This is a genomic window from Pseudomonas furukawaii, from assembly GCF_002355475.1.
Lineage (GTDB): Bacteria > Pseudomonadota > Gammaproteobacteria > Pseudomonadales > Pseudomonadaceae > Metapseudomonas > Metapseudomonas furukawaii.
In genome coordinates this window covers 5,108,917-5,124,722 of the sequence record NZ_AP014862.1, presented here as the reverse complement: position 1 = coordinate 5,124,722, position 15,806 = coordinate 5,108,917, and the positions used below count along the sequence as shown (strand labels likewise).

10 protein-coding genes are annotated in these 15,806 nt (G+C 65.2%); 2 read left to right on the top strand and 8 right to left on the bottom strand.

Translation table 11 applies throughout. The features are described from left to right. Window positions 1-60: 60 nt before the first annotated feature. From KF707C_RS23720 to KF707C_RS23710, 3 genes are all read right to left on the bottom strand, one after another. The gene (locus KF707C_RS23720) at window positions 61-405 is read right to left on the bottom strand and encodes a cupin domain-containing protein (RefSeq protein WP_003456544.1); all 345 of its coding nucleotides are present in this window, start codon (window positions 403-405) and stop codon (window positions 61-63) included. A 46-nt stretch (window positions 406-451) separates the two neighbouring features. Next, window positions 452-1,858 carry an NAD(P)/FAD-dependent oxidoreductase gene (locus tag KF707C_RS23715; RefSeq protein ID WP_003456543.1) on the bottom strand — a complete coding sequence of 469 codons (1,407 nt, stop codon included), beginning with the start codon at window positions 1,856-1,858 and terminating at the stop codon, window positions 452-454. Window positions 1,859-1,956: 98 nt separating this feature from the next. Next, entirely contained in the window at window positions 1,957-2,742 is a 786-nt protein-coding gene (locus tag KF707C_RS23710) for a nuclear transport factor 2 family protein (RefSeq protein WP_003456541.1), read from the bottom strand. A gap of 254 nt (window positions 2,743-2,996) precedes the next feature. Between KF707C_RS23710 and KF707C_RS23705 the strand changes: the two genes are divergently transcribed. Next, entirely contained in the window at window positions 2,997-4,793 is a 1,797-nt protein-coding gene (locus KF707C_RS23705; RefSeq protein ID WP_003456540.1) for a DUF1302 domain-containing protein, read from the top strand. Window positions 4,794-4,807: 14 nt separating this feature from the next. Beyond that, window positions 4,808-6,175, top strand: a complete 1,368-nt coding sequence (locus KF707C_RS23700; protein WP_036994333.1) for a DUF1329 domain-containing protein — start codon at window positions 4,808-4,810, stop codon at window positions 6,173-6,175. A 676-nt stretch (window positions 6,176-6,851) separates the two neighbouring features. Here the strand turns inward: KF707C_RS23700 and KF707C_RS23695 are convergent. From KF707C_RS23695 to KF707C_RS23675, 5 genes are all read right to left on the bottom strand, one after another. After that, window positions 6,852-8,051, bottom strand: coding sequence for an SEL1-like repeat protein (locus KF707C_RS23695; protein ID WP_331251399.1), 1,200 nt, complete (start codon window positions 8,049-8,051; stop codon window positions 6,852-6,854). 97 nt (window positions 8,052-8,148) lie between these two features. Then, window positions 8,149-9,420: an SEL1-like repeat protein gene (locus KF707C_RS23690; protein ID WP_231992289.1), complete on the bottom strand. Its 1,272-nt coding sequence runs from the start codon at window positions 9,418-9,420 to the stop codon at window positions 8,149-8,151. A 25-nt stretch (window positions 9,421-9,445) separates the two neighbouring features. Further along, window positions 9,446-10,732: an SEL1-like repeat protein gene (locus KF707C_RS23685; protein ID WP_096368062.1), complete on the bottom strand. Its 1,287-nt coding sequence runs from the start codon at window positions 10,730-10,732 to the stop codon at window positions 9,446-9,448. Then, window positions 10,732-12,633: a phospholipase D-like domain-containing protein gene (locus tag KF707C_RS23680; protein ID WP_003449016.1), complete on the bottom strand. Its 1,902-nt coding sequence runs from the start codon at window positions 12,631-12,633 to the stop codon at window positions 10,732-10,734. The genes KF707C_RS23685 and KF707C_RS23680 overlap by 1 nt, the downstream gene beginning before the upstream one ends. Further along, a complete protein-coding gene (locus tag KF707C_RS23675) occupies window positions 12,620-15,346 on the bottom strand; it encodes a type VI secretion system Vgr family protein (RefSeq protein ID WP_096368061.1) in 2,727 nt (908 codons plus the stop codon). Before KF707C_RS23675 ends, KF707C_RS23680 begins: the two co-directional genes overlap by 14 nt. Window positions 15,347-15,806 lie beyond the last annotated feature (460 nt).

The window sequence follows — 15,806 nt, the reverse complement described above, 5'->3', positions numbered from 1 at the left end:
TGAGCACGGGACGCACCTTGTTGAAGGCCGGCAGCGATGCCGGCCTTTTGCATGCCCGGCTCAGCGGCTGATGATCACGTAGGTCTTGCGCAGGGTTTCCTGTACATCCCAGATACCCAGGCTGTTGGCCGGCAGCAGCAGGGCGTCGCCCGCCTTGATCTCGATGGAGTCGCCGCCATCGGGGGTGAAGGTGCAGCGGCCGTGGGTGAAGTGGCAGAACTCCTGCTCGACGATCTGCCGGCGGAAGCGGCCGGGGCTGCATTCCCAGACGCCGGTTTCCACGCTGTCGCTGCGTTCGACCGAATGCACGCGGGTGTGAGGGACCGGCTCGCCCACCGGGACCGCTACCGGGCTCGGCTCCGACAGCGGCATGTCGTGGGTGTTCTGCAGCAGGGTGGCTTTCATGGGACAGGGGCTCCGAGGTCGGGGTTGTGGATAAGTCGCGCCGGGTTCAGCGCATCAGGCCTTCCATCAGGTCGGCCAGCTTCAGCGCCATGCGTCGACGCCAGGGCGCGCTGTGGGGATCGGCCAGCACCCGGTCCTCATGGACGAAGCTGCGGATGATGGCGTTGTAGCCGAGCCAGCGGCAGGGCTCCGGTTCCCAGGCGCTGAGGCGGGACAGCGGCCCGTCCCCCAGCACCCAGGGCTGGCGGGTGAGCAGGCTGTCCTTGCCGAGGATCAGGTCGGCCAGGGTGCGCCCGCCCAGATTGCTGGCGCCCACGCCCTCGCCGCCGTAGCCGCCGGACAGGGCCAGGCCGTTCCGGCGATCCACCAGCATGTGCGGGCGAAAACGCCGGGCCATGCCGAGGTTGCCGCCCCAGCTGTGGGTGATGCGGACGTTGCGCAGCTGCGGGAACAGCTCGCCCAGCAGGTAACGGCGCAGGTCGATCTCCTCCACGCTGAGCTGGAAGTCTTCCCGCAGGCGGCCTCCGAAGCGGTAGCCCCCGCGTGCGCCGAAGGCCAGCCGGTTGTCGGCGGTGCGCTGGGCGTAGGTCACCTGGCGGCTGCTTTCGCTGAAGGCCTGGCCATGCTCCAGGCCGATTTCCGCCCATTGGGCGTCGCTCAGGGGCTCGGTGGCGATCAGCAGGCTCTGCACCGGTAACTGGTACTTGCCCAGCGGCGGCAGGCTCGCCGCGTAGCCTTCGATGGCCGGAACCACCCAGCGCGCCCGAACCCGGCCCTGGGCCGTGCGCACCTGCCCGGCTTCCCAGTGGGTCACGGGGCTGTCCTCGAACAGCTGGACGCCCATCCGTTCCACCGCGCGGGCCAGGCCGCGCACCAGCCGTGCCGGCTGCAGGGTGGCGCAGTGGGGCGTGTGGATACCGCCGTAAGGGTTGGCGATTCGCAACTGGCCATTCAGTTCCTCGGGGGCGAGCCAGCGGTAGTCCGCCTCGTCGAGTCCTTCGGCGTGGAGCGCGGCCAACTGGTCGCGCAGGCGGCGCTCCTGTTCCGGGTAGCGCGCCGCGCAATAGAGGATGCCCGCCTTGCGCAGGTGGCAGTCGATGTCCTCGCGCCGCACCACCTCCGCCACTTCATCGGGGATGCGGTGGAGCAGGTCGAAGCTGGCCTTGCGCTCGGCGGCCGGCAGCGGCGCCAGGGCGCGGTCTTCACCCAGCAGGTTGCCCATCAGCCAGCCGCCGTTGCGGCCGCTGGCGCCGAAACCGGCGAAGCGGGCCTCGAGGATGGCGATCTTCAGCTCAGGTGCCTGGCGCTTGAGGTAGTAGGCCGTCCACAGGCCGGTGTAGCCGGCACCGATGATGGCCACATCCAGGTCCAGGTCGCCGGCGAGCGCGGGTCGCGGCCTGAGGTCTTCATCGAGCTGGTCCATCCACAGGCTGATCGAGCGCCAGTTCTGCATAGGCGGGTCCCCGTTGGCAGGTTGTCGTGGCGGGCAAGGCTAGAGCCTGGCGGACGGGTTGTCGTCTGCGCGGGCACGCTGGGAGAAACGAGCCTGCCCTATCGGTCAGCGGTCGCCTGCTTCAGGTAGGCCTTGGGCGACAGCCCCGTGTGCTGGCGGAAGCTGCGGTAGAAGGCGGACAGGGAGTTGAAGCCGGCGCTGAAGGCCAGCTCGTCGATGCGCACCGGCGGCGGGGCGGTTTCCAGCAGCCCCAGCAGGTGCTGCAGGCGCGCCTGGTTCACGTACTGGTAGAAGCTCTGGCCGAGCATCTGGTTCAGCAGGTAGGAAATCTGGTTGCGGGTATAGCCGGTGGCGCTGGCGACCTGGTGCAGGTCCAGGCCCGGGTCCAGGTAGGGCTGGGAACGCTGGAAGTACTCCTCGATGTCCCGCGCCAGCATACCCAGTTGCCGCGCCGAGAGGCCCAGGCGGCTGGCTGCCGGCCGTTGCGAAGCCGGCTTGCCGGGCTGGGCCGGGGGTTGTACCAGCAGGGCGTATTCGTTGATGCGCCAGATCAGTCCGTCACGCACGGTGATGGCCTCGCTGGCGCGGAAGGTGCCACCGCCAGCGACGCTGATGGCGTACTGGATGAAGGCCGTGTCGCCATCCACCCGGATGCGGTCATTGTGCTCGAGGAAGTCCTCCGGTCCGCTGGGCATCGTGGCCAGCAGGTACTCCCGCAGGGCGTCGCGGCCCATGCTGCGGTTCTGGAAGAAGTCGTTGTACTGCACCTCGGGGTGGTAGAGGGCGAGTACCGCCTCGATGTCGCGGGCTTTCCAACTGAAGTGGTAACGCATCACCACTTCGCGGGTGGCGGCGGTCTGCGGGTCGGGGCGGTCGTCGTGCATGGTGGTGGGGAATCGGGCCTACGGAACCCGAGCAGCATGCCTCAGCCGCAGAGCTGCGGGTAGGGCAGGGCAAAGGTTCCATCCATGGAGGGCATGATGGCCCATGCAGGCCGCCCATGATGGGCCGGGGGAGGGCGACGCAGAGCGGTGATTCACTCTTTCGGGCGACAGGATGAATCCCTCCTTGGTGCGCTTATCGCCTGCGCGGGTGACTGGTTAGGGTGGGGTCCTCCTTCACCCACCAGGAAAGCCGCATGACAAGAACAACAATGCGCGCAGTTTTCCGGCCTCACGCGCTGGCCACCGCAGTCGCCCTGGGCTTCGCCGCCCAGGCCCAAGCCGTCACCTTCAACATCGGCGAGATCGAGGGGCAGTTCGACTCCTCGCTGTCCGTGGGGGCCAGCTGGTCCATGCGCGGCGCCGATCCGGACCTCATCGGCATCAACAACGGCGGCAAGGGCCAATCGTCCACCGGCGATGACTCGCGCCTCAACTTCAAGAAGGGCGAGACCTTCTCGAAGATCTTCAAGGGCATCCACGACCTAGAGCTGAAGTACCGCGATACCGGCGTCTTCCTGCGGGGCAAGTACTGGTACGACTTCGAACTGAAGGACGAAAACCGCCTGTTCAAGCCCATCAGCGACCACAACCGCAAGGAAGGCTCCCAGTCTTCCGGCGCCCAGTTGCTGGACGCCTTCGTCTACCACAACTACGCCATCGGCGACCTGCCGGGCTCCGTGCGCCTGGGCAAACAGGTGGTGAGCTGGGGCGAAAGCACCTTCATCGGCAACTCCATCAACAGCATCAACCCCATCGACGTGTCCGCCTTCCGCCGTCCCGGCGCCGAGCTCAAGGAAGGCCTGATCCCGGTGAACATGTTCTATGTGTCCCAGAGCCTGACGGATCAACTGAGCGTCGAGGCCTTCTACCAGCTGGAATGGGACCAGACGGTGCTGGACAACTGCGGCACCTTCTTCGCCAGCTCCGATGTGGCCGCCGATGGCTGCGAGACCGGCTACACCGTCGGCAGCCCGGCCATCGCTCCGCTGCAGCCCATCGCCGCAGCCTTCGGCCAGGGCTTCGAGGTCACCTCCGAGGGCGTGATCCTTCCCCGTGGCGGCGACCGCGATGCCCGCGATACCGGACAGTTCGGCCTGGCCATGCGCTGGCTGGGGGACGAGACCGAGTATGGCGCCTACTTCATCAACTACCACAGTCGCACGCCCACGGTCGGCACCACCACCGCCAGCGCCGCCACCTTTGCGGCCCTCCCCGGAATCGTCAATGCCGCCAACGGCATCGTCCCGGGCTCCGGCGCGGGCCTCGCCCAGAGCACCCTGCTGGGCAACGGCCAGTACTACCTGGAGTACCCCGAGGACATCCAGCTCTACGGCCTGAGCTTCTCCACCACCCTGCCCACCGGTACCGCCTGGAACGGCGAGGTCAGCTACCGCCCGAACGCACCGGTGCAGCTGAACACCACCGACCTGACCCTGGCCCTGCTGAACCCCATCGCCGGAGGCCTGGCTTCGCCCATCGCCACCGCGCCGGGCGCCGACAACACCGGTTACAAGCGCAAGGAAATCACCCAGGCCCAGACCACCCTGACGCACTTCATCGACCAGGTGATGGGCGCCGACCGCCTGACCCTGGTGGGCGAGGTGGCCGTGGTCCATGTGGGCGGCCTGGAGTCGACCCGCGAGCTGCGCTACGGCCGGGACTCCATCTACGGAGCCTATGGCTTCGGTGGCGATACCCACGGCTTCGTCACCAGCACCTCCTGGGGCTACCGTGCCCGCGCCGTGCTGGATTACGGCAACGCCATCGCCGGCATCAACCTGCGGCCCAACCTGGCCTGGTCCCACGACGTGGACGGCTTCGGCCCCAACGGCCTGTTCAACGAAGGCGCCAAGGCCCTGAGCATCGGCGTCGACGCCGACTACCAGAACACCTACACGGCCAGCCTGAGTTACACCGACTTCTTCGGTGGCCATTACAACACCCTGGTGGACCGCGACTTCCTCGCCGTCAGCTTCGGCGTCAACTTCTGAGGGACGACATGACCATGCGCAAGACGATCCTGCAAAGCACCGCCCTGGTCCTCAGCCTGCTGGCCACCCAGGTGATGGCCGCCGTGAGCGCCGACGAAGCCGCCCAGCTCGGCGCCACCCTGACCCCGCTGGGCGCCGAGAAGGCCGGCAACGCCGACGGCAGCATTCCCGAATGGACCGGGGGTATCGGCAAGGAGGCCGGCGCCGTGGATGCCAAGGGCTTCCTCGCCGATCCGTTCGCCAGCGAGCAGCCGCTGTTCACCATCACGGCCCAGAACCTCGACCAGTACAAGGACAAGCTCTCCGACGGCCAGGTGGCGATGTTCAAACGCTACCCGGAGAGCTACCGGATTCCCGTGTACCCGACCCACCGCACCGTCGCCGTACCGCCGGCGGTGGCCGAGGCGGCGAAGCAGAGCGCGCTCAAGGTGCAGCCCATCAACGGCGGCAACGGCCTGGCCCACTTCGCCGAGAGCCGCTACTACGCCTTCCCCATTCCGAAGAATGGCGTGGAGGTCATCTGGAACCACATCACCCGCTACCGTGGCGGCAACCTGCGCCGGATCATCACCCAGGCCACTCCCCAGGTGAACGGCTCCTACACGCCGATCCGCTTCGAGGAGGAAGTGGCGGTGCCCCAGGAGATGCGCGACCTGCCAGCCTCCAAGGGCGAGAACGTGCTGCTCTACTTCAAGCAGCAGGTGACCGCCCCGTCGCGCCTGGCGGGCAACGTGCTGCTGGTGCACGAAACCCTGGACCAGGTGAAGGAACCCCGCCTGGCGTGGATCTACAACGCCGGCCAGCGCCGCGTGCGTCGCGCCCCGCAGGTCGCCTACGACGGCCCGGGCACCGCCGCCGACGGCCTGCGCACCTCGGACAACTTCGACATGTTCTCCGGCGCGCCGGACCGCTACGACTGGAAGCTCGTCGGCAAGAAGGAGATGTACATCCCCTACAACAGCTACAAGCTGGACTCGCCGTCCCTCAAGTACGACGACGTGATCAAGGCCGGCCATATCAACCAGGACCTGACCCGCTACGAGCTGCACCGGGTCTGGGAAGTGGTGGCCACGGTCAAGCCGGGTGAGCGGCACATCTACGCCAAGCGCCACATGTACATCGACGAGGACAGCTGGCAGGTGGCCCTGGTGGACCACTACGACGGTCGCGGCCAGCTCTGGCGCGTCGCCGAGGGCCATGCCCAGTTCTACTACCACCAGCAGGTCCCGGCCTACACCCTGGAAGCGCTCTACGACGTCATCGCCGGCCGCTACCTGGCCCTGGGCATGAAGAACGAGGAGAAGCACAGCTTCGAGTTCGGCTTCGTCGGCAAGGCCGCCGAATACACCCCGGCGGCGCTGCGTAACGCCGGCGTGCGCTGATGACCCACACGCACAGGGATGTGCGTGTCCCTCTACTGTGATTGCGACGCACCCTTGCGAGGCGGCCTTAGGCCGCCTTTTTTATGGTTCATCGCGGATTATCGGGGAAATCCTGTTCACACTGGATTGGCGATTTTGCGTGGTGCCCTGACCCACTCCCAGTCTGCGGATACCGCCCTCTCCCCCGCCCCTCTCCCAGAAGAGGAGAGGGGTGACTCGCGCCGGCAGGGGACAAGTCATCCTGCTGCCCAAACCGATCTGAAACCAGGCGAAGAATATGACGCCGCGCGAAGTGCCCCGTCAGGAGGCCGAGCGGAGTCGTCGTGCAGGAGGACGAGCGGCATGGATGCCGCGAGAGGCGTGTGGGGCCATGGATGGCCCCTCGCGCCGTGCCCCCGGAGCGACGATGCAGCGAGGGAAGTTTGGCGCAGCCAAACCTGGATGCAGGGGCAAGCCCTTTGGTTCCTTTCGGCGATTGAGAAAGGGACTCGCCCGGGAGGGCGAAACAGAAACTCGCAGCCTGCGCGGAAATGAGCCGAGCCCCCACAAAACCTGACGCCGGTTCGACAATCCGGCTTGAGCAAGTCCCTTCCCCGGTAATCCGTGAAGAACCTTTTTTATGAGCATTGCAGCGTCGACAGTAAGAAACAGGCCCGAGATGCCCAGCACCCCGGCATTAAGCCTCACCCATCATCCTCCACCTGACCCGCTCCGGGCCCTCGGTGACTTTTGCCGGCAGTGGCCAGAGGCGTGCCATGCGTCGCTCCAGCGTCAGTGTCGGCAGGATCTCGCCCTCCCGGAAGCGGCGGCGGGCCTTGTCCTTCACGGTGATCCAGAAGAAGTTCACATCCATCGCCTCCCAGTAGCCGGCACGTGGGCAAGGCTCGCCGCTGACGCAGATGGGCGGCGAATCCAGGTAGACGAAGTGGGGGGACTCCGGCGTTGGGCGGCCGGTGGCGGGATCGAGGTGTTTGTCCCTGGCCAGTTGGTGGATCAGCGCCTCGCTGGGCTTGGGCGGCGGGATGTTGGCCTTGCGTTCCTCCAGCCACTGGAGCTTGCCGTCCCAGGGCGGCAGCTTGGCGGGGGGCAGAGGGACTATTTCATTGATCTCGGGGACTTTTGGCGAGGCGTAGGAGTATCTGGCGAGAATGCGCCAGATGGTCTTGTAGCGTTCGGCGCGCTCGAGGTCTTTCTCTTGGCCCAGGTAGTGAAGAGTGTTCGTTGGCGGGGGGCCACGAAAGCCTTCTTCCAGAAAGCCTGCAGATGTTTCATCGCCTGCTGCGACGCCCAGCTGAAAGGCCTCCAGTGCCTCTTGATAGCGACTAATTCCAACTAAATTGACACCGAGGTCCGTGGCCGCATCGCCATGCCCCTGCTCCGCCGCACAGCGCCGCATCTGTCGGGCAATATCCGGTGCGATATCTATGGGCGCCAACTTGTCGGCAACATAAGCCTGGGCCGTGGCGCTGCCCATATCGGCCGCTTTGCGGTAGTAGCGCTGCGCCATCTCCTTGTCCTCTGCCAGCCCCAGCGCGCCCTGTTGCAGCGAGAGGGCAATGATGGTGTAGCCCGTCGCGACCTTGGCCTCGATCAGCGCTTCGGTCAGCCGCACATGCTCGGCGCTGCGCAACCTGAAGGTGCCCTGCATGGAGCCGTTCTGCAGGTTGATATTGGCCTTGGCATGGCCGTGCTCGGCGGCGATGCGGTAGAGCCGCTCCACTTGCCCATCCACGCTGGGGTCTTCCTTGAGCTGGTTGTTCTTCTGCAACCAGCGGGCGTACTTGAACAGCAGGTCGCTGTCCGCCGTAGGGGCGGGGTATTCCTCGTGCTTGCAGGTAAAGGCCAGGTTGGCACGGATCTGCGTGAGTGGATCCACGGTAAATTCCTTTTCCGGAGAAGTGACGGCGCTGCCAGGGTCACAGGCGGTGATCAGCAGGCAGGGCAGCAACCTCAGGATGCCTGGCACCCAGGCCCTAGGCTTCACCGAGCATCCTCCACCTGACCCGCTCCGGGCCCTCGGTGACTTTGGGTGGCAGTGGCCAGAGGCGGGCCATGCGTCGCTCCAGCGTCAGTGTCGGCAGGATCTCGCCCTCCCGGAAGCGGCGGCGGGCCTTGTCCTTCACGGTGATCCAGAAGAAGTTCACATCCATCGCCTCCCAGTAGCCGGCACGTGGGCAGGGCTCGCCGCTGACGCAGATGGGCGGCGAATCCAGGTAGACGAAGTGGGGGGACTCCGGCGTTGGGCGGCCGGTGGCGGGATCGAGGTGTTTGTCCCTGGCCAGTTGGTGGATCAGCGCCTCGCTGGGCTTGGGCGGCGGGATGTTGGCCTTGCGTTCCTCCAGCCACTGGAGCTTGCCGTCCCAGGGCGGCAGCTTGGCGGGGGGCAGAGGGACTATTTCATTGATCTCGGGGACTTTTGGCGAGGCGTAGGAGTATCTGGCGAGAATGCGCCAGATGGTCTTGTAGCGTTCAGCGCGTTCGAGGTCTTTCTCTTGGCCCAGGTAGTAGACGGTATCTGACGGGGACGGCCCCTTAAAGGCTTCCCAAAGACGTCCTGCTGAGCCTTCATCGCCGGCTGCTGCCCCTAACTGAAAGGCTTCAAGTGCTTCTTGAAAATGCTTGTCATACTTAAAGTCAACCCCCAAGTCTGTAGCAGCATCGCCATGTCCCTGCTCCGCCGCACAGCGCCGCATCTGTCGGGCAATATCCGGTGCGATATCTATGGGCGCCAACTTGTCGGCAACATAAGCTTGGGCCGTGGCGCTGCCCATATCGGCCGCTTTGCGGTAGTAGCGCTGCGCCATCTCCTTGTCCTCTGCCAGCCCCAGCGCGCCCTGTTGCAGCGAGAGGGCAATGATGGTGTAGCCCGTCGCGACCTTGGCCTCGATCAGCGCTTCGGTCAGCCGCACATGCTCGGCGCTGCGCAACCTGAAGGTGCCCTGCATGGAGCCGTTCTGCAGGTTGATATTGGCCTTGGCATGGCCGTGCTCGGCGGCGATGCGGTAGAGCCGCTCCACTTGCCCATCCACGCTGGGGTCTTCCTTGAGCTGGTTGTTCTTCTGCAACCAGCGGGCGTACTTGAACAGCAGGTCGCTGTCCGCCGTAGGGGTGGGGTATTCCTCGTGCTTGCAGGTAAAGGCCAGGTTGGCACGGATCTGCGTGAGTGGATCCACGGTAAATTCCTTTTTCGGAGAAGTGACGGCGCTGCCAGGGTCACAGGCGGTGATCAGCAGGCAGGGCAGCAACCTCAGGATGCCTGGCACCCAGGCCCTAGGCTTCACCGAGCATCCTCCACCTGACCCGCTCCGGGCCCTCGGTGACTTTTGGTGGCAGTGGCCAGAGGCGGGCCATGCGTCGCTCCAGCGTCAGTGTCGGCAGGATCTCGCCCTCCCGGAAGCGGCGGCGGGCCTTGTCCTTCACGGTGATCCAGAAGAAGTTCACATCCATCGCTTCCCAGTAGCCGGCACGTGGGCAGGGCTCGCCGCTGACGCAGATGGGCGGCGAATCCAGGTAAACGAAGTGGGGGGACTCAGGCGTTGGGCGGCCGGTGGCGGGATCGAGGTGTTTGTCCCTGGCCAGTTGGTGGATCAGCGCCTCGCTGGGCTTGGGCGGCGGGATATTGGCCTTGCGTTCCTCCAGCCACTGGAGCTTGCCGTCCCAGGGCGGCAGCTCGGCGGGAGGCAGCGGGACGATTTCATTGATCTCGGGGACTTTGGGCGAGGCGTAGGAGTAGTCCGCAAGGATGCTCCAGATTGCTTTGTAGCGTTCAGCGCGTTCGAGGTCTTTTTCTTGGTTCAGGTAGTAGAGTGTGTCCGTCGGAGGTGGCCCCTCAAACGCTTTCCACAAGCGCCCTGCTGAGCTTTCATCACCTGCAGCAACTCCTAGCTGAAAGACCGTAAGGGCCTCTTGATAGTGACCATCCCCAGCTAAATCTACGCCGAGGTCCGTCGCCGCATCGCCATGCCCTTGTTCCGCTGCACAGCGTCGCATCTGCCGGGCAATATCCGGGGCGATTCTGATAGGCGCCAACTTGTCGGCAACATAAGCCTGGGCCGTGGCGCTGCCCATATCGGCCGCCTTGCGGTAATAGCGCTGCGCCATTTCCTTGTCCTCTGCCAGCCCCAGCGCGCCCTGTTGCAGCGAGAGGGCAATGATGGTGTAGCCCGTCGCGACCTTGGCCTCGATCAGCGCTTCGGTCAGCCGCACATGTTCGGCGCTGCGCAACCTGAAGGTGCCCTGCATGGAGCCGTTCTGCAGGTTGATATTGGCCTTGGCATGGCCGTGCTCGGCGGCGATGCGGTAGAGCCGTTCCACTTGCCCCTCCACGCTGGGGTCTTCCTTGAGCTGGTTGTTCTTCTGCAACCAGCGGGCGTACTTGAACAGCAGGTCGCTGTCCGCCGTAGGGGTGGGGTATTCCTCGTGCTTGCAGGTAAAGGCCAGGTTGGCACGGATCTGCGTGAGTGGGTCCACGGTAAATTCCTTTTTCGGAGAAGTGACGGCGCTGCCTGGGTCACAGGCAGCGATCAAGAGGCAGGTAAGCAGCAGCAGGGGGCGCATCAGTCGAGGTTGCTCAGGGTGGGTTTGTCATAGAGGAATTCCACTAGAGGAGTATCTGGTGGAAGATCTTTTGATTGGCGTTCCTTGTTTCTCCTGATGAGGTCTTCCCAAGCCATAAAGGCATCCTTCGGATTGTCCTGCCCGCCCTGGCCAGCGGTATGCAGATTCCAGAGCCGCCGGCGCATGGCCTGGGTCACCTCGTGCCACTCGTGGGCGATGTTCAGCTCGCTGTCCACCTGCATGCTGCGGGTGTTGATATTGGCCGAGCCATGGGTGGTGAAGACGTCGTCGACGATCATCAGCTTGGAGTGGATATACACCGGCACCCAGTCATTGGCCGGCGAGTCGCCGGAAACCAGTGAGCAGATATGCACCTTGAGGCCGGGGCGCTCGGGTGGGCGGTTGACGGGGTTTCTTTTGATCTGCTCGATCTCTGCCTCGAGGTCGGCGGCGCGTTGCCGGGCGGCTTCGGCTGCTTGCTGCCGAGCCTCCCGGGCCTTGTCGCCCAGTTGGGTGCCACCCAAGGTATCGGACAGCGAGGTCATCGCCTCCAGCACCTTGCGCTCGGCCCGCTCGTGCCAGGCGGGCTCCAGTTCTGCGGCACGCTGCTTGGCTTGATCGATGCGTCGCAGCTTGGTGATTTCCGGAATCGTCTCTTCGCGCCCAAGCCGCTCCAGCATGCGCTGCGTATTGACGGTTCCAGCACCGATCCCGCCATCGGTAACGTTGGTGATCACGAACAGATGCAACGCGCCGTGGAGGCCAGGGTCGCGGCCGTTGTTGGTCTGCACCTTGGCGGCCTCGATAATGGCATCGGCCAGGGGCGGCCAGCGGAAGTACTGGTTCTCGATGTAGATGAACTGGGTGGCATTGTTGATGGCTTGCAGATAGGCACGCTCGATATCGCGCTTGCCCTCCTGGGCCTGGGTGCGCAGCAGCTGGCCCATGATCAGTGGGTCCTTCTCCCACAGAGCCAATTTTTCGGCGACCGAGGCGGCTTGCCGCGTGACAAACAGGTCCTCTCCGGTTTCCCGTCGCCAGGCCGTGGCGAAGTTGTGATGCAGGTGCGCCAGAATGGGGCCGGTCACCCGACTGGAAATATCCTGGCGCGGCAGATGCCCCCGCGCGCCTCGATCGGGCGCTGGCCTGTCGGTGTACGTACGTCCCCATGCGGAGTGCTGGTCGGTGTCCCAGTACTCGTCAAGCATGTTGTGACCCATGACGAAGCCCACGGCCAGCTCGGGGACTTCATAGTCGACCAGGACCGTCTTCTGGTGATGGGTGACAGTCCCCGCCAGCGTCCCGATGGTGCTCATGCTCAGATCGGGATCCAGGCTGTTCAACGCGGCCCGGTAAGCAATTTCAGCTCGCTGCATAGGGTCGAAACCACGACTGACAAATACCGGGAGGGGCTTGGTCCAGGCAGCGGCCTGGCCATCCCACGCGGCGCACTTGCTGAACCATTCCCGGTCGTAGGCGTACTGCTCATCCGTCGAGCTTTGTCCTGCACGATCCCACAAATGCGGACGCTTGCCGGGCAGGTTGGCTTCGTCTGCGAAGCCGGCCGTATTGCCGATCATCTCCCACCCCAGGATGCGCACGCGCACTGGGTTTTTCCGGTCTTTCGCCTTGGCCATCAGCAGTTCGCCAATGCAGGGCGCATTGCCGTCTCGAATGAAATACATCGATGGCTGAAAGCCCCAGCAAATGATGTCCACGGATCTCGTTGCACGGGCGATGGCCTCGTGAACAGCGCGGAAGGCTTCCTCACCATTGATCAGCGGCCTGTAGGTGGCAGGCCTGGGACGATACTCGGTGTCGCTGACGAACCAGGGTGAGGTGCACATCACTTCCTGGGTGTGCTGCAACGACAGCGGGACAACGATTTCACGAATTGTCATGACGGCTCTCCTTCTCGCTGGGTGTGCCTTCCAGTAGCGCGGCATAGTCGTTGCGGTGCTCGGTGTGCTGCGAAGGGGGACCAATCTCCCGGTCAGTGCTCGAGGAGGAAAGGTGGTGGAAGCCGCGATTAGCCAAGTGCCCTTGCTCTGGATTGCGATAGTCCTTGGGCACTGGAACCTGGTAACGCACACCGTTTGCCAGGTCCAGTTGGTAATGCCGAGTGATGACCTGGTGGTCGAAGGTCAGGTAACCGGTCTCGTCCAGCACACCTTTTTCCAGCACTTGGCCGTCTGCAGAAAGGGTGTAGGGCATGCCGGCCCATGTGGTGTTCGGGGCATTGGGAGTACGCGATACCAGGAACCTGATTCGCTGAGCCGACTCGAGCTTCGGGTACTGCGGGTGCGCGGCGGTCATGCTGGCCGGCCCCTGGTAGTCGAAGTGCGCGGACTTGATGAAGTGATCGCCCCGGGTGCCTGACTCGATGCCGCAGGCGTCGAGGCTGATGTAGCTGCCGCCGGCGTTGAGGACGATCTTCTGCTTGGCGGTGATGTGGATTTCATCCTCGCTGCTGACGATGTCCAGGCCCTGGCGGGCCAGCAGTTCCAGGCGGTCGTTCTGCGCCTGGATCCTGACCGCGCCCTGGTTGGCGATGAGCTTCAGCCCCAGCGTGCGCACGAACAGGCTGACGCCTTCGCCCACCCCGATGAACAGCCGCCTCACCACACTCAGGGCCGCATCCTTGCCGGCGTTGGCGATGAGGTTGCGTTCGGCGCTCAGTTGCAGGTGGTTGCCACTGCTGAGGGCGATGCCCCGGGGGGCGCTGAGCAGCACCACGGACTCGCGCAGCTGTTCGAGTTGCTCGCGCATGAAGGCCAGTTGCGCCGATACGTCCGCCGGGGCGGCGGTGGCGGCTTCGGCCTGGTTGGAGAGCGCCTGCATCTGCTCGCCCGCGTCTCGCAGCCGGGTCATGGCGTCGCGCATTTCCAGCACCTGCCCCTGGGCCCTGGCCTGCTCGTCGGCACTGATGAACACCCCCTTGCCCGCGCGGATGGCGCCCCAGCCATCGGTGCGCAGCTCGAAGCCTTCGCCGCGCTTCTGCCGCTGGCCGTCCACCAGGTGGCCGAGGTTGAGCTGGCTCTTGCCGCTGTGTTCGGTGCTGAGCTTGATGTGCTCCTGGCCACGGCTGTCGTCCAGGCGCAGCTTGTTGTTGGCCGGGGTGCGCAGGACGTTGCGCTTGTAGTTCTTCAGGGTCACCAGGTCCGGGTGCTGGCTGTCGTGCAGGGCGAAGGCGATGAAGCCCCGGTCCGGGTCGCCGTGCTCGAAGGCGATGGCGACTTCGGTGCCCTGGATCAGCGGCAGGTGCAAGCCGTAGGTGTCGCCGGCGTAGGGCCGCGCCAGGCGCAGCCACAGGCTTTCCTGCCCGGCGGGCCAGCTGTCCTGGTCGAAGAGGAAATTGACCTTGTAGCGGCCGTCCAGGTCGATGTGGCTGTAGAGGTCGCCCGCCTGCGGGCTGGTGACCCGCGCCGGGATAGTGCCGGCGATCACCGGTTTGGCCAGGCGTTCCGGGCGGAAGCAGATGTGCTCGGCGTAGGGGATGGCGCTGAAGCTTGCCTGGAAGCTGCGGTCGCGGGCGGCGGTGGTCTCCAGCCGGGTGATGACGGCGCCGGGGGCGAAGGCTTCCGGCGCGCCGCCTTCGACCTTGAGCACCTGGCCCGGCGCCAGGGCGGCGCTGCTGGTGAGGCCCGACAGGCTGGTCTGCTGGTTGAGGTAACGCTCGTGGGCGAGGCGGGCATAGAAGAAGCCGCTTTCGCTTTTCAGGTCCTCATCGCGGGCGTGGGGGTCGTCCAGCTCGGTGTAGGGCTCGGCGTAGTGGTAGGCCTCGCCGTAGGTGGTGGGGTCGCCCCGGGTCTGGTCGACTTCGCCGTCGAGGTAGGCGGCGGCATCGCGCGGGGTGTAGGCGCGGATGCGCAGATGCTTCTCCACCACGCCATGGCTCGTTTGCAGGCCCCAGACGGCATCCGCTCCGCTGCTTTGGGTGCCCGATTGCGGGCGGCAGGGCAACTGGAGGCCGAACTGGTAGTTGCGCTGGTCGTCGTGGAACTGGACCACATCGATACCCAGGCGCTCGTCGGCGGTGAAGCGGAACCAGATGCCGACCTCGGCCAGCAGGCGCCGGATGAAGGCCAGGTCGCTCTCGCCGTACTGCATCACCTGCTCGCGCTTGGGGTATTCGCGCTTGAGGTCGAAGAGGAAGTCCTGGCCTGCCCAGCGGTGGCGGTCGCTGCGCAGGATCTGCTCGACGATCTCGGGCACCGAGAGGTGCTGGTAGATGCGGTACTGGCGGCCCCGTCCGAGCAGCGCCAGGCGCGGCTCCAGGGTGAGTTGGTAACGGGCCTCGTCGTTGGAGCCGGAGAGGCGGCGAAAGCCGGTCACCACGCCGTGCAGGGTGCGCAGGGGTTTCGCGGGGGGCAGGCTCAGGCCGATGAAGGGCACCGGGGTGGGCGGCGGATGGAGGCTGAAGCGGGCGGCCTGGCCGAGGAAGCGGTCAGCCGGCAGGTCCCGCGCGGTGGCGGTGAGTTCCACCTGGTAGGAGAAGGGCGCGCTGAGGGCTTCCTTGCCGTGGAAGGCCAGCACGTCGAGGGCGGTATCGAGCCCGTCGACTGTGAGCGTGTGCCGGCTGTGATCGAAGAAGGGGCGGATTTCAGCGAGCATGTTCAGGCCTCGCCAGGGAGAAATCGCACCGGAAGCTGTTGGATGTCATGACCACTCCAGATGGCTCCCGGACGGGAGCGCGGATGGGTTCGATCGAGCTGGAATTCATGATCACAAGCGGCTTGAGCGCCGAACGGCAGCGGTGAATTCCACTTCGTGCCTTGGGTGTGCCGTGGGGACGGCAACAGGAACCGCCGGTTTCGGCGCTGGGAGCGAGAAGCCGGCGGGACGGCATTTATCTAGACCGATATCCACAGGGCCGGGAAATAGGATCAATCTGGAACAGCCGACGAAAACTCCGAGTGCTGACAGATTTCGGCGGAGCTTGGGTGCTAGAGGGTGACCAGGCCTTCTGTCAGACGATTATGGCGACGGATCATGGCCCTGAATGGTCCTTCATCAAGCCTGCGCCAGCGGCCTAGGGTTGAGTCCCGGAGTCGCTCCGAGCAGAACAAGAAGG